This window comes from Azospirillum sp. A23 (assembly GCF_042938965.1).
Classification (GTDB): Bacteria; Pseudomonadota; Alphaproteobacteria; order Azospirillales; family Azospirillaceae; genus Azospirillum; species Azospirillum melinis.
Genome location: NZ_CP170663.1, coordinates 734,000 through 751,344, shown reverse-complemented (window position 1 = coordinate 751,344; position 17,345 = coordinate 734,000). Strand labels below are relative to the sequence as shown.

Sequence of the window (17,345 nt, the reverse complement as noted above, 5' to 3'; positions counted from 1 at the left end):
GCTTATGGAGAGGGAGCGTTCGCCATCGCCCGCTCCAGAACGCCGTAGATGCGCGGATCGCCCATCTGGGCGACGTTGAAGCGTAGAAATCCCGATGCGGAGTGGGAGACGCTGAACACGTCGCCGGGGGCGAGCACGACATCCTCGCGCAAGGCAGCGCGGGCGACGTCGGCGGCGTTCCGTCCATCGGGCAGGCTGCACCAGAGATAGAAGCCGCCGCGCGGCATCAGCCACGGTTGCAGACCGATGGCTTCCAGCCGGGCGGCCGTCTCGCGACGCACCCGTGCCAGACGCCGGCGCAGCCCGTCGAGATGCTTGCGGTAATTGCCGTCGTTCAGGGTGGCGAGGACGAGTTCGGCCGCGGCCGGGCTGGGACCGCCGAAGTTCGTCGCCACCTGCAGATCGACCAGTGCCTCCACCCAGTCCGGCCGCGCCGCGATATAGCCGCAGCGGATCGAGGCGGACAGAGTCTTGGAGAAGCTGCCGATTCGGATCACGCGGGCCAGCCCGTCCAGTGCGGCGAGCCGGGGTGACGGTTCGGGCTCGAAGCCGGCGAAGATGTCGTCCTCGACGATGGTCAGGTCCTGCGTCTTCGGGCCTTGGGCCGGGTCGTGCGCTGTGGCGGCGCAGAGCAGGCGGTGGGCGGTCTGCGGCGTCATGGTGGCGCCGGTCGGGTTGTGAAGGGCGGAGTTCGTGATGTAGAGGCGCGGCCGGTGCGCCGCCAGCGCCTGGGCGAACAGCTCCGCATCCGGCCCGTTGCGCGTATAGGGCACCCCGACGATCCGCGCCCGATGGGCACGCAGCAGCGCCTGGAAATTGAAATAGCAGGGGTCGTCGATCAGCACCGTGTCGCCCGGCCGCAGCAGCAGGCGGCAGATCAGGTCGATGGCCTGCGTGCCGGAGGCGGTCAGCAGGATCTGGTCGGCACCGGCGGCAATGCCTTCGTCCGCGAACTGGCGGGCCAACAGTCGGCGCAGCGGCAGCGATCCGCGTGTGCCGCCGTAATCCGCCAGCAGCCCGTCATCCGCCCGCGCGAGCTGGCGGATCGCCCGGCGGATCGCCGCGTTCGGCATCCAGTCGGCCGGCAGCCATCCGCATCCCGGCTTCAGCATCCCTGCCCCGGCATCGAGCGATTGCCGCGACACCCAGAAGGGATCGATGGCGCGGTCGCGCCGCGGTTCCGCCTCGGCCAATGCCAGCGGCGGCATGGCGCCCGACACGTAGAAGCCCGATCCCGGCCGCGACTGGATCGCGCCGTCCGCCGCCAGCCGGTCATAAGCCTCCACCACGGTCGAGGGCGACACGCCCATGGTGGCGGCGAAGCTGCGGATCGATGGCAGCTTTTCCCCAGGAGACAGCTGGCGGCTCGCCATCCTGCGGCGGATCGCCTCCATCACCTCGCCGGTACGCGTGCCGGTCCTGCCCATGATGCTCCACCGCAGAAAAGCGTATTGCCCTGTAGGGCAGTACAGTTTGGCGGAATTGTATGGGACTGTCCCTGTTTCCGCCAGATGCCACCGCGCTAGGATCTTGCTGCGGATTCTGGGGTGCGGAAGGAAAGCGGGATGCGGACGTCGACGGCGGGATGGGGCAGCGGGCTGCTCGGCGTGATCATTTTCAGCGGCTCGCTGCCGGCGACGCGCGTCGCGGTCGGCGGCTTCACGCCGCTGTTCCTGACCGCGGCGCGGGCGGTCATCGCGGCGGCCCTGGCGGCGGCGCTGCTGGCGCTGCTCCGGCAGACCTGGCCGGCACGGCGCGACCTGCCCTCGCTCGCCATCGTGGCGGTCGGCGTGGTCGCCGGCTTTCCCCTGCTGACCGCGCTGGCGCTCCAGCACATCACCTCGGCACAGTCCATCGTCTTCATCGGCCTGCTGCCGCTTGCCACCGCCCTGTTCGGCGTGTTGCGGGGGAGGGAACGGCCGCGGCCGGCCTTCTGGCTGTTTTCGACGGCCGGCAGCCTGACCGTCGCCGGCTTCGCCCTGTGGCGGGGCGGCGGGGCGTCGCTGACCGGCGACCTGCTGATGATCCTGGCGATCCTGCTCTGCGGGCTCGGCTATGCCGAGGGGGCGGCCCTGTCGCGCCGGCTGGGCGGCTGGCAGGTCATCTCCTGGGCGCTGGTGCTGGCGCTTCCCCCGATGGCGGGCGCGGCGTTTGCGACCATGCCGGACGACTGGACCGGCATCGCCATGCCGGCCTGGATCGGGCTCGGCTATGTGTCGGTGTTCAGCATGCTGGTCGGCTTCGTCTTCTGGTATCGCGGGCTGGCGCTGGGCGGCATTGCCGGCGTCGGGCAGTTGCAACTGCTCCAGCCCGCCTTCGGCCTGATCCTGGCCGGGCTGCTGCTGCGCGAGCCGGTCGCCTGGACGATGATCGCCGCGACCGGGCTGGTCGTGCTCTGCGTCGCCGGAGCGAAGCGGTTCGCCTGATCGCTAAACCAGCCCGCCCGCCTTGAACCCGGTCATCGCGACGATGACGGCCAGCAGGGCGAGGATGGTCGCCAGCCCGATCGGCAGGGCGCGGCGATAGATCGCCCCCTCCGACCGCTCCAGCCCGACCAGACCGGCGGCCAGCACGATGCGTCCGGGGGTCAGCATGGTGCAGATGCTGCCGGCGACGGTCTGGACCGCCGCGATCAGGATGGAGGGCAGGCCGCTTTCGGCGGCAAGGCTCAGCTGGATGTGCATCATCAGGGCGTTCGATGCCGTGTTGGAGCCGGTCAGCATGCCGGCCGCGGCACCGAAGACCGGGCTGGCCAGCACGGCGAAGCGTCCCGCCACCTCGCGCCAGGCATTGCCGAACATCGCCGCTCCGCCGGAGGCCGCCATGAAGGTGGCGAACTCGACGAAGACCAGCGTCGCCGCCATCGGCACCAGGGCGGCGCGAAGGGCGCCGCGGACAACTTTTCCGGCCTCGGCGCCCGGCAGGCCGGCCAGCAGGATGCCGGCGATCAGCACCAGCCAGGTCGCCGGATGGCGCAGCAGAGCCAGCGGGGCAAGACCGTCGAACGGGTCGAGCACCAGCCATTGCCCGGTCCAGTCCGACAGCGGCGGCAGCAGGCGGGTCGCCATCAGCCCGGCGATCAGCAGCCCATAGGGCCAGAGCCGCTCGGCCAGTTCGCGGACACCGGTGCCGCTGCGCAGCAGGCGCGGGCCCTCCACCACCAGCAGCAGGACGGCGGTCGCCAGCCCGCCGCCGAGTTCCGGCGCGACGAACCGGTTGGTCAGCCAGATCAGCCCGGCCAGACAGAGAAGAAGGGCGACGTCGGTCGCCCGTTCGCGCAGGGTGGAGCGCAGCCCCGACGACTGGATCAACCCCCAGAACACCGGCAGGAGGCAGGGCAGCACGACCGCCATCAAGAGGGCGCTGGCGGTTCCAAGCTCGGTGAAGGATACGCCGATCAGTTCGGCCCCGACCCGGCTGCCGACGCCCATCGCGCCCCAGGCGGCCAGGACCTGACTGAAGAGGCCAAGCGCCGCCGACTGTACCGGCGGCAGCCCCAGGCTGCGCAGCATGGCGAGCGCCACCACCAGACCGACGCCGAACCCCGTCACCGACTCCGCGAAGGGACCGACCAGGAAGCAGGCGACGAAGACGGCGCGCCGCCGGTTCTCCTGCGCGACCGCGGCCGTCCGCGTGCCGCGCGCCTCGAAGGCACGGTGGAACAGCAGGCCGGCGGCGATGATCGACATCGCGTGCCATGCCAGCCATGCCCCTTCCCCCGCCTTGACGGCGGCCAGACCCAGCACCGGACCGGCCGACGGCTGCGCCATAAGCATCGGGGCGACCATCGTGACGAGCGCCAGCGCCATGCCGGCGATCCCGGCGGACAGCAGGCTGACCCGGCGGGAGGCGAGCAGCAGGATCGTGCCGACGAGCGGCATCATATGGAAGGCAAGAGTCATGATCGGCCAGACGCGTTCCGGAGGGGGGAGTGCCGGCGCGAATCCTGGCCGGGGCCATTGGATACTAGTATATCTACGGTGGTGCAATCATTCGGCGCCTGCAACGGCACCGAATGATTGCGCCGGATGGTCGCGGATGCGTCAGGCCGGCGTGTCGCGGTGAATCTTGAACGGTGCCCAGGACTGGCTCACCGGCATGATCTCGACGCTGTTGATGTTGACGTGCGGCGGCAGCGAGACCACCCAGCGCACAGTCTCGGCGATGTCCTCGGGCTGGAGCGGATTGGCCCCGGCATAGAGCGTGTCGTAGGCGTCCTTGTTGCCGCCGGTGCGCACCAGGGTGAACTCGCTTTCCGCCAGACCCGGCTCGATGGAGGTCACGCGCACGCCCTGCGCCGACAGGTCGCTGCGCAGGCCGAGCGAAAACTGCCGCACGAAGGCCTTGGTGCCGCCATAGACATTGCCGCCGGGATAGGGCCAGTTGGACGCGACCGACGCCAGGTTGACGATCAGCCCGCGCTGCGCGATCAGCTGGGCCAACAGCAGCCGGGTGATCGTCACCAGCCCGGTGACGTTGGTATCGATCATGGTGCGCCACTGCTCCAGGTCGCAGTCCTGCGCCGCCCCGGTGCCGAGCGCCAGCCCGGCATTGTTGACCAGGACCGAGATGCCGGCGAAGGCGTCGGGCAGGGTGGCGAGGGCGGCGCGCGTCGCCGCCTCGTCGCGGATGTCGAAGCACAGCGGATGGACGACATCCGGCCCGCCCAGCGCCTCGACCAGGGCGTCCAGCCGGTCCTGGCGCCGGCCGGTGGCGACGATCCGCCAGCCCTCCGCCACCAGCCGCCGGGCGATGGCGTCGCCGAATCCGGAGGTGGCGCCGGTGACGATTGCTATCTTCGGGGCGGCAATCTTCGGGGCGGTGTTCGACATCCTGTGATCTTTCCTCGTGACGGAAGTGCGTGGCAACCATATAGCCCGAAATCGTCCGGGTCGATGGCCGCCCGCGATCCAGCCTAAAGCGAAGCGCCGCCGCAGACGAGGATCTGCTGCCCGGTGATGGCCGCCGCCGCGTCGGACAGCAGGAAGGCGGTCAGCGCCGCCACCTCCTCCGGCTTGATGAAGCGGCCGATGGGCGGAAGCTTCGGCGGCAGGCCGGTGCGGTTCGGGTCCTTCAGCATCGGCGTGTCGGTCGCCCCCGGCGCCACCACATTCACCGTGACGCCGCGCGGCGCCAGCTCCTGCGCCCAGGAGCGGGCAAGCCCGACCATCGCCGCCTTGGTTGCCGCATACTGGCTGCGGCCGGCGGCCCCCTGCGCGGTGCGGCTGCCGATCAGGACAATCCGGCCGCCGCCGTCCGGCATGCGGGGGGCGACATGCTCGACCAACTGCGTCGCGGCTTCCACATGCAGGCGCCACATCGCCCTCGCATCGTCCCCGGCCAGCTCGCCCAGCGTGCCGACCCGCATCACCCCGGCGGCATGGACCAGCGCGTCGACGGGCGGCAGAGCTGCCAGCGCCTTCGCCACGGAGCCCGGCTCCATCAGGTCGGCCGGGGTGAAGCGCAGGTTCGGGTGGTCGATGGCGGGGGCCGACCGGCTCATCCCCTCGACCAGCCAGCCATCCTGCAACAGCCGTTCGGCAATGGCGGCACCGATCCCCGAACTGACGCCGGTGACGAGGGCGCGCCGGCAAGGGCTTTCCGTGTTCATCCCGGCACTCTCCCTCATGCCACGGTCAGGGCGATGCGGCCGAGGCCGGGGAAGTCGGCGACGGCGCGGCTGCCGGGCTTGATGAAAATGGTGCCGGTGCAGGATCCGGTGGTCACCGTGTCGCCGGCATGCAGGCCGCCGAACGGCAGGGCGCCGACATTGGCGAGCCATGCCAGCAGGCGGATCGGGTCGCCGGCCTTGTTGCCGCCGACCACCTCGACCCTGCGCTCGCCGTCGATGTCCAGCGTCAGCGGCTGGGTCACCGGATCGATGTGGCGCCAGTCCGCCGTGGCCGCGCCGACGATCAACGCACCGTGGTTGCCCTGGTCGGCCAGCGAGGCGAGCGGCCCCTGCGATCCGTAGGCGGCGAAGCGGGTGTCGCAAATCTCGAAGGCCGGATGGATGGAACCGACGGCGTCCAGCACCTCGTCCCGCGTCCAGGGCTCGTCACGGGCGGGCAGATCGCTCTTCAGGCGATAGACGATCTCCGCCTCGATCCCGATGACCCGGAACATCGCGGCGGGCAGCGTCCCGGTCTCGAAGAACAGCGTGTCGGCGTGGATGGGCGCGCTCGACAGCTCGGCGTCGGGGGCGGAGGCGCCGACCTTCCAGGCGGTCACCGGGCCGATGCCGCGGGCGACCTCGGTCTGGATGGCGTAGGCGTCGGATTTGTCGGCCGGCATCGCCGCCGGTGGCAGGGCGTCGAGCGGGCGGTTGTCGCGGCGCGCGGCGAGCAGCGCGCCGGCGGCCTCAAGAACGGCCTCGGCGGTCATGGTCATGGGACAAGTCCCCGGAAAATGAGGAATCGGACGGGCGGGCGGGAACGCCGGTCGGCGCCCCCATCGCCGGTCAGCTGCCGCCACCCACCCAGTCGGGCGAGACGCGGCTGTATTTGATGGCCTGCCGGAAATAGGTGAAGGCGACATGCAGGTCGCCCTCCGCCGTCTGTGTGACCGACGGGTAGGAGAATTCCCGGTTCAGGCTGTCCTTGGAATTGTTGGTCATGCAGTAGCCGTCGCCGACCTCCAAGTTCCGGCGGAGCGGCCAGGTCAGCCCGCCATCCTCCGACAGGGCCAGTGTCAGCGGCGCGCGCGGTGCGCCCCAGAAGGCCTTGCGGGCGGGTGCCTGCGCCGGCTTTGCGGCGACCGCAACGGCGGCGCCACCGGCCGGGACGTCGTCCTCGATCTCGTCATAGAGCGAGGCACGGCGCTCGGTCGCGTTCTCCGCACTGGACTCGTTGAAGACGATGGCGAGCCGGCCGTCGGCCAGCGCCGTCACCTGGATCGAGGAGTTGTTGTTGGGCAGCTCGGTCGGAACCGGAGCGCTCCAGCTGCGGCCATTGTCGGCGGAGACGCTGCGATAGACATGGTCGGCCCAGCGGCTGCGGTAGAAGGCGGCCAGCGTGCCGTCGCGCAACGGCACGACGCTCATATGGACGCAGCCGACGCTGTCCGGCACCGGATGCTCGGTCCAGCTTTCACCGCGGTCGGAAGAGATGCGCACGGCGCTGGTGTCGTTGTCGCCCACCCACTTCTCGCCCGGTGTGCCGTGGCAGAGGAAGGTCGGCAGCAGCCAGTCGCCGTTCGGCAGGACCACCACCGGCTGGCGGATGAAGATGCCGTCGCTGCCGTTGCCTTCGAACAGGGTGCGGATCGGCCCCCAGTTCTGCCCATGGTCGGCGGAGTTGCGGCAGCGCACGACGGCGGTGTCCTGGTTGCCGGAGATTTGCGCGGTGTAGAACAGCCACAGCGTGCCGTCCGGCGCCGGGAACAGCACCGGGTTCTGTTCCGAGCGGGTCGGGTCGTCCGACAGCTTGACCGGATCGGTCCAGCTGTCGGAGCCCTTCGCCAGCCGCGAGAAATAGATCGAGATGTCGGGGATGCCTTCCTGGGTGCCGCCGAACCAGACGCAGCCGAGATCGCCGTTGCCGAGCACAACGATGTTGGCGGCATGGTTCTGGACGCAGGGCGACGGCAGATAGGTGTCGCGGCGCCCGGCGTCCCCGTCCACGGGCGCAACGCGCCCGCGGTCGGTGGTGAAGGGCAGGGTCGAGGGTGTGGTCATGTCGGTCACATGCAAACTGGGGAAGGGGCAAACTGGGGAAAGGGACGGGCCGGTCAGCGTATGGCGGTCATCCTGCGTCGGCCTGGGGCGGAGCGGCGACCATCGCCGGGGCGTTGCGGCCGCGGATCAGGCGTTCCACCAGCATCACCAGCATCGGCGTCAGCAAGGCGATATACATGTTGTCGATGCCGTAGGGGTTGCCCGTCACGTACCAGACGGTGGTGCTGACGGTGGCGCCCAGCAGGCCCAGCGTGGCGCCCAGGTTGCTGGCGAACAGCGGCAGGAAGAAGCCGATCATCGCCACGACCGTGATCGACAGGCGCAGCGCCCGGGTGAAGAAGGACAGCTTCAGGATTTCCGGCACGAAGAAGACGAAGATCAGCGGCAGGAAGCCGATGATGAGAGACAGGATGCGGGTGGTGCGGAACTCCTGCTCCGGCGTCGGCTTCTTCCACGGCACGTAGAAGTCACGCACCGCCAGCGAGGCGATGGCGAGCGCCACCGTGCTGACGCTGACGAAGACCGAGGCGACGAGCGAGGTGGTGACGATGGCGGCCATCAGCGGGTGCATGGCGTCGAGGAACACCGGCAGCGCGTACAGGCTCTTCATGTCGGGATGGAGGTAATGGGCGGTCACGCCGATCAGCGCCAGCATGATGCCGAGCGGCAGGCAGAAGATCGCGGCATAGAAGGCGGAGCGCTGGGCCTCGCCGGCGCTGCGGTTGGACGAGATCGCCTGGATGACGAACTGGGTGGAGAAGATGGCGCCGACGGTGCCGATGACCCAGGCGAAGATCGTCGGCATGCCGATGGTGCCGTCGATGGTGAAATAGTGGGCCGGCAGCTTCTCGACCATCGGGCCGATGCCGCCGCTGAGCGACAGCGCGGTGCCCAGCAGCAGGGCGATGCCCAGCAGCTTCAGCGCGCTGTGCAGGATGGTGACGTAGGCGATGCCCTTCAGCCCGCCGAACACATAGTAGAAGGTGCTGACCACCGCGATGATGACCATCGCCCAGGTCAGATTGAGGTTCATGACGGTGGACAGGGCGGCGGCACCGCTGACGTAGTTGCCGACATTCACCAGCAGCAGCGCATACATCATGATGATCGACACCGTCCGCATGGTGGAGGTGCCGTAATATTTCGCGATGGCGGCGGAGATGGTGTATTCGCCCGACCCGTAGATGCGCTTGGCGAAGAACAGGCCGAACAGCAGGAAGCCGATGGAGGCGCCCAGCACCGACCAGGCCGACGCCATGCCGGAGCTGAAGGCTTCCTGCGCCGTGCCGACGGTGGACTTGGCGCCGATGAACTCGGACATCAGCAGGACGCCGACGACGGCTGCCGGCATCGACCGCGCGGCGTTCATGAACTCGCCGTTGTTGCGGCTGCGCAGCCGGATGGTCAGCCAGGAGGTGAAGAGGATGTAGAGGACGACAATCCCCAGGATGAGCGCACTTTCTCCACTGGTGAAATGGTTCATGGACGGGTCTCCCTAGCGGGCGGATGGATCCGCCTTCAGTGTTGTTCGGGGAATTGGCGCCGGCCTGTTCCGTCGCGGCGCCATGCGGCGTGGAACAGCGTCACACCGCTTCGGCGTAGCGTGCCGCGATTGCCTTGATCCGGCTGTCCACCTCGTCGGCGATCAGCACCGGGGCACGGCTGAAACCGACCTCCGGCATGGCGCTGCGGAGAGCGCGCTTGACCATCGCCGGCGGGAAGCCCAGCGCGTAGAGTTCCTTGCGGAGCGTGCTGAAATGGGTCTGGTGCCTGTCGGCCGTCTCGGCGTCGCCGGCCACGAAGGCGGCGTGGATGCCGTTGAGCGTCACCGGCGCGATGTTGCCGAGGCCGGAAATGCAGCCGGCCGCACCGTTGCGCAGTCCGTGCAGCACCAGCGAATCCGGGCCGACCAGCACGTCGAAATCGTCACGCTCCCGCGCGATGGCGAGGAAGCCGTCCAGGCTCTCCTGCGAACCGGCGCTGTCCTTGATGCCGATGATGTTCGGGTGGTCGGCCAGGATGCGGGCGGTCTGCGGCTCCAGCGTGTTCCCGGTGCGGGCCGGGATGTTGTAGAGATAGACCGGCACCGTCAGCGCATCGGCGACGCGGCGGTAATGCTCCACCAGTTCGGCCTGCGAACAGGCGATGAAGGACGGCGTGATGGCGGAGACCGCCTTGACGCCGAGCCGCTCGACCGCCTTGCCCAGCGCGATGGTCTGGTTGGTGGAGATCTCGCCGATATGGGCCAGCACCGGCACCTTGCCGTCGGCGGCCTCGACGCAGGTCTCCGCCACCGCCAGCTTCTCGTCGAAGGACAGGGCATAGAATTCGCCGTTGGTGCCGGCGCAGAAGACGCCGTTGCCGGCGGTCGCCTGCCGCTTCACCTGCCGTCGCAGCGCTGCGAATTCGACGCGTTCGTCGCCGTCGAAGGGGGTGACGATCGCGACGAAAGGTCCGCCGATCTTGCCGCTGGTCTTGCTCATGGGATTGGCCTTTTCACGAACGGGATGAGGGCTTGGCGCCGCGCCGTCAGGCGGCGGCGCGGTACATGCCCAGGATGTCCTCGCGGCTGAGATCGCGCGGGTTGTTGTCGAGCAGCCGGCGGATGGCGTGTGCCTCCTCGGCCATGCGCGGCAGATCGGCCTCGGGCACGCCGAACGCCGACAGCCGCATGGTGCAGCCGAGTTTCACGCACCAATCGTGCGCGGCCTTGAACACCGCGGCCGGATCGGCGACTGCCGGCAGGCCCAGCGCTTCCAGAACGGCGGTGGTCTTGACCGGGACGGCCGGCGCGTTGAAGGCCAGCACATGCGGGAAGATCAGCGCGTTGGCGGCGCCATGCGGGATGTGGTGGCGGGTTCCCAGCGGATAGGCGACGGCATGGCCGGCGGCGGTGTTGACCGGACCCAGGCAGATACCGCCATAGAAGGACGCCAGCGACAGGCCGGCCCGCGCCTCGCGGTCGCCGCCGTCGGCTATGGCGCGCGGCAGGAAGCGGCCGACCAGCCGGATGCCTTCCAGCGCATAGAGGTCGATCAGCGGATGGGCCTTGCGGTTGGTGTAGGCCTCGACGCAATGGGCCAGCGCGTCGACGCCGGTGGCGGCGGTCACCGCGGCCGGCACGCTCAGCGTCAGGTCGGGATCGACCACCGCGACGTCGGCCAGCATGTGGACGCTCTGCACCGCCAGCTTGCTCATCGTCGCCGGGTCGGTGACCAGCGCACGGGTGCCGACCTCGCTGCCGGTGCCGGCGGTGGTCGGCACCTGGACCAGGACGGCGCGCTTGCCCGCCACCTTCTCCGGACCGACCACGTCGCGGATGGTCTGGCCGCTGCCGGGCAGCACGGCGGCCAGCTTCGCCAAATCCATGGCGCTTCCGCCGCCGAAGCCGATCACCGCCTGCGGCTCGACCCGTTCGGCGACCGTGAGCAGCGCCTCCAGGTTGGGAACGTCGGGTTCGGGCTTGATGTCGGCGAAGATCGTGACTTCGCCCTCCAGCCCCAGCCGCTCCACGCGGGTGGCGTTGAAGGCGTCGGCGACCACCAGGATGCGGGTCAGGCCGCGCTCGCGCACCCAGCGGCCGGTCTCGGCCGCGGTGCCGGCGCCGAAGACGACGCGGGGCGGGCGGAGCAGGTCGATGGGCGTGGTCAGGTCGATGGTGTTCATGATCGGGTTCCTCAGGCGGCGACGCGCACGCGGGCGGCGGCCAGCTTTTCGGCGTAGTCGATGGCCTCGATCAGGCTCAGCTCGTTGGCGATGCCCTTGCCGGCGATGTCGAAGGCGGTGCCGTGGTCGACGGAGGTGCGGATGATCGGCAGGCCGAGCGTGATGTTGACGCCGCTCAGCGCATCCCAGGTGCCGGTCTCCGGATTGACGTTGAAGCCCAGCAGCTTGACCGGGATGTGGCCCTGGTCGTGGTACATGGCGACCACCGCATCGTACTGGCCGGCGCGCAGCTTGACGAAGATGGTGTCGCCGGGCACCGGCCCGACGACATCCAGCCCGTCGGCGACGCATTGGCGGATCACCGGCTCGGTCACCTCGATGTCCTGCCGGCCGAACAGCCCGCCCTCGCCGGCATGCGGGTTTAGCGCGGCGATGGCGATGCGGCGGCGGGAAAGGCCAAGCCCGGCCAGCGTCTCGTCGGTGCGGTCGATGACGTAGCGCAGACGTTCCGGCGTCAGCTTCTTCGGCACATCCTCCAGCGCGATGTGGGTGGTGACGTGGCTGACCCGCATGTTGCCGTGGGCCAGCATCATCACCGAACCGCGGGCGCCGGTCAGTTCGGCCAGCAGGTCGGTGTGCCCGGCGAAGTGATAACCGGCCTTGTTCATCGCCTCCTTGTTCAGGGGCGCGGTGACGATGCCGTGGATGCGGCCGGCTTCGGCCAGCCGCACCGCGCGCTCCACCGCCAGATAGGCGAAGCGGCCGCCGTCGATTGACAGCACGCCGGGACGGATCGGCTCGCCCTCCGGGCCGGCCTGGAGGCAGGCCAGCGCCGGCCACTCGCCGTCGATGTCAGTCACCTCGGGGAAGTCGAGGTCGCTGCCGAGCGCATCGCGCGCCGCATGGAGGGCTGGGTTGCTGCCGATGACCAGCAGGCGCAGCGACCCGTCGGCCAGCCGGTCCTTCAGACGCGCGCAGGCCTTCACGATGATCTCCGGCCCGACGCCGGCCGGATCGCCCATGGTGATGGCCAGATGCGGTGTCATGCTTGTTCTCCCTGATGAAGCGGCGCAGCCAGCGCAAGCAGCCGGCGCAGCAGTGACGGGTCGCCGAACGCGCCCGATTTTGAAATGACGCGGACCCCATCGAAGCGTCCGCCGCGCAGGATGGAGCAGGGCACCCCCGGCCAGATCTGTCCGTCGAGGTCCAGCCGGTCGGCGTCCAGGGCGAGGCAGAGGCCGCGCAGGGTCTCGCCGCCGGCCACCAGCAGCGTGCCGGGCGGGTCGAGCCGGCGGACCAGCCGGGCGAATTCCCGTTCGATCCGGTTTGCCGCGTCGCTCCGCGCCAACCCCTCGGGCAGGGCGAGGGTGGCGAGCGCGATGCCGTCGCGGTCCAGCCGCTGGGCCAGCACCGTGGCCGAGGTGGAGCCACCGTCGGGCAGCGCCAGCACATGCTCCGGACAGGCGTCGATCTGCGCCGTCATCGCCGGATGGTTGGTGCCGAACAGGCCGAGGATCGGCCGTGGCAGCCGCACGGCGACGGGATCGCAGGCGGCGGTGCCCATCTGCCGGGCCAGCGCACCGGCCAGCCCGCTGCTGCCGCACCACAGCACGCGCCCGTTCAGCGCGAGGCCGGCGGCGGCGATGGCGTCGAGGTCGGCGTCGGTTTCGGCATCCCACAGGCTGACGCCCGCCGGCACCGCCGCGCCGGGGCAGCAGGGCTGGACCGCAAAGCTTTCCCGCTCCAGATCGGCGCGCAGGTCGCTGGCCGTGGCTGTCCAACTGCGGGCGTCATCGCCGGGGGTGAACTGGATGCCGCCGCGCATGATGCGGCCCTGATAGGGGAAGGCGGGAGCGACGATGACATGATCGGGGGCCGTGGCGGCGATCCAGGCGGCGATCTCCGCCCCGGCATGGCCGCGCAACAGGCTGTCGAGCTTGGCGTAATGGAGCGAGCCGGGGCTGCGCGGCAGGCCGGCGGCGATGGCGGCGACCCGGCGGCGGGCCTCGTCCCGCGTCGCCTCGCGCGTGCCGCTGTCGAAAGCGAGCGCATTCGGCAATGCTGGATAGGGCAGGCTCTGCCAGTAGACGGGGATCGGACCGGCGATGGCGGCGAACTGTGCGGCGGTGTCGAGCGCCCCGGTCAGGTCGTCGGCGATCAGGCACGGATGCAGCGTTGCCGATGATCCGGCCGCCGCCTGGATGCCCTGTGGCGATCCGTCCTGTGGAACCATGCTGTCCATGGGTGGTCCCCATCCTTGTGAGCGGCGGCCCTCGCACTGCGATGGTCCGCTGCCGGGCGCTCCTGCCGCCCTCGACGATGACCCACTCCATCATAGCGCTGCGGAGATGTCAATATGTTGTAATGTTGTTGAGGGCAAAAAACGGGGATATGGCGGTGTGATTGGGCAATACATGTTTACATGTTGCGCCATGATGCCATGGACGCACAGGGCTGCGCACGCCAGCGGCGGCTGGGCGCGGTGCGGCTCTGCCGGAAAAGCAATTGCAGGTCAGCGATTTACAGCGAGAGGTCCAGCGCCCGTCCTTCGAACACGCGGTCGCGCGACCCTTCCAGATGCTTGCGCATCCGCTGGCGTGCGGTTTCGCCGTCCCGGTGGCGGATGGCGTCGAAGATGCCGCGATGTTCGTCATACACGCCGGTCAGGCCGGAACTCGGCCCCATCAGCGACACGCCGTGGAACTTCATGCCGACGGAGATGTGATCCTTCAGCGCCTGCATCGACGACATGTAATAATGGTTGTTCGTCGCCTCGGCGATGGCGGTGTGGAAGGCGTAGTCGGCGTCCTCGCGGTGCCGGTGGGCGCGGGTCGCATCGTCCATCAGGCTCAACGCCGCGGCGATGCGGTCGAGTGCTGCATCGTTCCAACGCAATGCTGCGTGATAGGCGTGATCCGGCTCGATGGTCAGGCGGAACTCGTAGCAGCGCTGGATGTCGGCAATCGTCTCCACCGGCGCATAGCCCAGCACCGGCTGGCTTTCCTCCACCGCCACCCGGACGAAGCTGCCGGCGCCCTGGCGGGAATAAATAAGCCCGTCGTTGCGCAGCCGCTTCAACGCCTCGCGTACCACCGGGCGCGACACCTGGAAGCGGGCGGCAAGGTCGTTCTCGCCGGGCAGGCGCTCGTCGGGCTTGAAATCGCCGGCGCTGATCTGGGCCAGCAGCAGCTGGTAGATCCGCGTGACCAGCGGCGTCTGGCGGGTGCGGAGCAGCGGCGTGCCCTCCCCGCCGTCCGACACCGCAGCGGTCATCGCGCCGTGTTCACTCGACTCCATCCTGTCGCTCCCGCTCCACTGGCTGCCGTCCCTCGGCTGTCAGGTATTTGTAAACATGTAAGGGCCAACTTGCCAGCTTTTAGGGAGCGGTTCGGGAATCAGCCCTGCGGTTCGGCCAGGAACATCCGGTAGGCCGGGTTGCCGGTCTCGTCCCAACAGGGATAGCCAAGCTCGTCCAGGCAGTGCCGAAACCGTGTCCGGTCCTTCTCCGGCACCTGGATGCCGGCCAGCACACGGCCATAGTCGGCGCCGTGGTTGCGGTAATGGAACAGCGAGATGTTCCACTCCTGCGCCAGACCGTTCAGGAACTTCAGCAGGGCGCCCGGCCGTTCCGGGAACTGGAAGCGGTAGAGCAGCTCGTCCTTCAACCCGCGCACCCGGCCGCCGACCATGTAGCGGACATGGAGCTTCGCCATCTCGTTGTCGCTCATGTCCAGAACCGGGCAGTCCAGACCGCGCAGAAGATCGATGATCAGGCGCTTTTCCGCATCGCCCTCGGTCAGCTGGACGCCGACGAAGATCTGTGCCTCGCGGTCGTCGGCATAGCGGTAGTTGAACTCGGTGATCGACCGCTTGCCGAGCGCCTGGATGAATTGCCGGTAGGCGCCCGGCCGTTCCGGGATGGTGACGGCCAGCAGCGCCTCGCGCCGCTCACCGATCTCCGCCCGTTCGGCGATGTGGCGCAGCCGGTCGAAATTCATGTTGGCGCCGCTGCCGATGGCTACCAGCCCCTTGCCCTGCAACCCTTCGCGCTCGGCGTATTTCTTCAGGCCGGCCAGACCGACCGCGCCCGACGGTTCGGTGATGGCGCGGGTGTCCTCGAAGATGTCCTTGACGGCGGCGCAGATCTCGTCGGTGTTGACGGTGATGACCTCGTCCAGCAGCTCGCTGCACAGCCGGAAGGTCTCGCTGCCGACCTGCCGGACGGCGACGCCGTCGGCGAACAGCCCGACCTGATCCAGCTGCACGCGCTTTCCGGCCGCGATGGCGGCGCCCATGCTGGCCGCGTCGTCGGGCTCGACGCCGATCACCTTAACGTCGGGGCGCAGGAACTTGACGTAGGCGGCGATCCCGGCGGCCAGCCCGCCGCCGCCGATCTGCACGAAGATCGCGTCCAGCGGGTGCGGATGCTGGCGCAGGATCTCCATGCCGACGGTGCCCTGGCCGGCGATCACGTCGGGATCGTCATAGGGGTGGATGAAGGTCAGCCCCTTGTCGGCCTCGATCTGGCGGGCATGGAGATAGGCGTCGTCGAAGACGTCGCCGTGCAGAACGACCTTGCCGCCGCGGCTCTTGACTGCCTGGACCTTGATGGCCGGCGTCGTCCGCGGCATGACGATCACCGCCTTGATGCCCAGCTTCTGCGCCGACAGCGCCACGCCCTGGGCATGGTTGCCGGCCGACGCGCACACCACCCCGCGCTCCCGCGCTTCCGGCGGAAGCCCGACCATCTTGTTGTAGGCGCCGCGCAGCTTGAAGGAGAAGACGGGTTGCAGATCCTCGCGCTTCAGCAGGGCGATGTTGTTCAGGCGCTGCGACAGCCGCGGCATCGGATCGAGCGGGCTTTCGATCGCCACGTCATAGACGCGCGCGGTGAGGATTTTGCGGACATACTCGTGCATGAACATCGGCCTTCCTGAACAAGTCGCGGACACCATAGCAAAGCCGTGGCAAAGCCGCCGCCTTTTGACGCTATGGCGCCTGCACCGCGCGGAAGGCGAGGGGCACGGCGACGCGCATCACCTCGATGAAGCGGCGCAGGCGGGCCGGCTGGTGGCGGGCGGGATGATAGACCAGACTGACGGGCAGGGTGGGCGCCTGCCAGTCCGGCGCCAGATGCACCAGCCGGCCCGCCGCCAGATCGTCCACCAGCGCCCATTGCGAGGCGATGGCCGCCCCCAGCCCGAGGATCGCCGCGTTGCGGATTGCCTGCAGCCCGTCGGTGGACAGGCGCGGGCGGATGGGGAAGCCGACCGTCTCGCCGGTCCCGGCATGGGTCAGTGTCACCTCGCCCCGGTAGAAGGTGCGCAGAGCCAGCCAGGGCAGTTCCGCCAGCTCGTCCGGATGCTGCGGCACCGGCCGGCCGCCGAGCAGGGTGGGGGAGGCGACGGCGATCCGCGGCACTTCCGCCAGCCGCAGGGCAACCACCGACGGATCGGCGATCTCGCCGACCCGGATGGCGCAGTCGATGCCCTCGGCGATGAAATCCGGCATGCGGTCGTGCAGGAGCCATTCCACCGTCATCCGCGGATAGCGGCGCAGATAGTCCGCCACCGGCCCGATCAACTGCTGCTGTCCGAAAGCATGCGGCGCCAGCACCCGCAGATGTCCGGTCGGCTGGTCGTCGGCGCCGCGGACATCGCTTTCCAGCATCTGCCAGCCGGCCAGCAGATCCTTGGCCCGCTCGTAACAGAGAGTGCCGTCCTCCGTCAGGTTCATCCGGTGGGTGGAGCGGTGCAGCAGCCGGACGCCAAGCGTCCGTTCCAGCAGTTGCAGACGGCGGCTGACCGTCGGCTGGGTGCTGCCCAGCTGTGCGGCCGCAGCCGACAGGTTCCCCGCCTCCACGATGCGGACGAAGGTCTCCAGCAGGGCGATGCGGTCGCTGCCGGCCGCCGAGAGGTCATTGCTCATACGTCAAGCGTATAGCAAATCTACACCCGGTCCGGCTACCGTCCCCTGCGGCCCGCCGCCATACTCCCCCTCAACC

14 protein-coding genes and 1 pseudogene are annotated in these 17,345 nt (G+C 69.3%); 1 reads left to right on the top strand and 14 read right to left on the bottom strand.

Annotated features, from left to right (window positions below):
• Positions 1-2 precede the first annotated feature (2 nt).
• Positions 3-1,427: a PLP-dependent aminotransferase family protein gene (locus ABNQ40_RS03205; RefSeq protein ID WP_109051004.1), complete on the bottom strand. Its 1,425-nt coding sequence runs from the start codon at positions 1,425-1,427 to the stop codon at positions 3-5.
• Positions 1,428-1,565: 138 nt separating this feature from the next.
• Here ABNQ40_RS03205 and ABNQ40_RS03200 point away from each other — a divergent pair, with 138 nt between their 5' ends.
• Positions 1,566-2,426 carry a DMT family transporter gene (locus tag ABNQ40_RS03200; protein ID WP_109051003.1) on the top strand — a complete coding sequence of 287 codons (861 nt, stop codon included), beginning with the start codon at positions 1,566-1,568 and terminating at the stop codon, positions 2,424-2,426.
• A gap of 3 nt (positions 2,427-2,429) precedes the next feature.
• On the opposite strand, the gene ABNQ40_RS03195 is transcribed toward ABNQ40_RS03200, so the two are convergent.
• The 13 genes and pseudogenes from ABNQ40_RS03195 to ABNQ40_RS03135 all read right to left on the bottom strand — a co-directional run bounded on the left by ABNQ40_RS03195 (position 2,430) and on the right by ABNQ40_RS03135 (position 17,269).
• Positions 2,430-3,902 carry an L-lactate permease gene (locus tag ABNQ40_RS03195; RefSeq protein WP_109051002.1) on the bottom strand — a complete coding sequence of 491 codons (1,473 nt, stop codon included), beginning with the start codon at positions 3,900-3,902 and terminating at the stop codon, positions 2,430-2,432.
• A gap of 141 nt (positions 3,903-4,043) precedes the next feature.
• Positions 4,044-4,832, bottom strand: a complete 789-nt coding sequence (locus ABNQ40_RS03190) for an SDR family NAD(P)-dependent oxidoreductase (RefSeq protein WP_391345513.1) — start codon at positions 4,830-4,832, stop codon at positions 4,044-4,046.
• Between the two features lie 83 nt (positions 4,833-4,915).
• Positions 4,916-5,611: an SDR family NAD(P)-dependent oxidoreductase gene (locus ABNQ40_RS03185; protein WP_247879926.1), complete on the bottom strand. Its 696-nt coding sequence runs from the start codon at positions 5,609-5,611 to the stop codon at positions 4,916-4,918.
• Between the two features lie 14 nt (positions 5,612-5,625).
• Positions 5,626-6,390: a 2-keto-4-pentenoate hydratase gene (locus ABNQ40_RS03180; protein WP_109050999.1), complete on the bottom strand. Its 765-nt coding sequence runs from the start codon at positions 6,388-6,390 to the stop codon at positions 5,626-5,628.
• A 70-nt stretch (positions 6,391-6,460) separates the two neighbouring features.
• Entirely contained in the window at positions 6,461-7,675 is a 1,215-nt protein-coding gene (locus ABNQ40_RS03175; RefSeq protein WP_109050998.1) for an exo-alpha-sialidase, read from the bottom strand.
• 67 nt (positions 7,676-7,742) lie between these two features.
• Positions 7,743-9,158 carry a sodium:solute symporter family protein gene (locus ABNQ40_RS03170; RefSeq protein ID WP_109050997.1) on the bottom strand — a complete coding sequence of 472 codons (1,416 nt, stop codon included), beginning with the start codon at positions 9,156-9,158 and terminating at the stop codon, positions 7,743-7,745.
• Positions 9,159-9,258: 100 nt separating this feature from the next.
• Positions 9,259-10,158, bottom strand: coding sequence for a dihydrodipicolinate synthase family protein (locus tag ABNQ40_RS03165; RefSeq protein ID WP_109050996.1), 900 nt, complete (start codon positions 10,156-10,158; stop codon positions 9,259-9,261).
• 46 nt (positions 10,159-10,204) lie between these two features.
• Positions 10,205-11,341 carry an iron-containing alcohol dehydrogenase gene (locus ABNQ40_RS03160; protein WP_109050995.1) on the bottom strand — a complete coding sequence of 379 codons (1,137 nt, stop codon included), beginning with the start codon at positions 11,339-11,341 and terminating at the stop codon, positions 10,205-10,207.
• Between the two features lie 11 nt (positions 11,342-11,352).
• Positions 11,353-12,387, bottom strand: a complete 1,035-nt coding sequence (gene pdxA / locus ABNQ40_RS03155) for a 4-hydroxythreonine-4-phosphate dehydrogenase PdxA (RefSeq protein WP_109050994.1) — start codon at positions 12,385-12,387, stop codon at positions 11,353-11,355.
• A complete protein-coding gene (locus tag ABNQ40_RS03150; protein WP_247879925.1) occupies positions 12,384-13,583 on the bottom strand; it encodes a four-carbon acid sugar kinase family protein in 1,200 nt (399 codons plus the stop codon). The genes pdxA and ABNQ40_RS03150 overlap by 4 nt, the downstream gene beginning before the upstream one ends.
• Before the next feature lie 278 nt (positions 13,584-13,861).
• Positions 13,862-14,638, bottom strand: coding sequence for a FadR/GntR family transcriptional regulator (locus ABNQ40_RS03145; protein WP_247879924.1), 777 nt, complete (start codon positions 14,636-14,638; stop codon positions 13,862-13,864).
• Between the two features lie 98 nt (positions 14,639-14,736).
• A pseudogene (ilvA, locus tag ABNQ40_RS03140) lies at positions 14,737-16,359 on the bottom strand (threonine ammonia-lyase, biosynthetic); the annotation flags it as partial.
• Positions 16,331-17,269: a LysR family transcriptional regulator gene (locus ABNQ40_RS03135; RefSeq protein ID WP_109050991.1), complete on the bottom strand. Its 939-nt coding sequence runs from the start codon at positions 17,267-17,269 to the stop codon at positions 16,331-16,333. The gene ABNQ40_RS03135 and the pseudogene ilvA, both read right to left, overlap by 29 nt.
• Positions 17,270-17,345 lie beyond the last annotated feature (76 nt).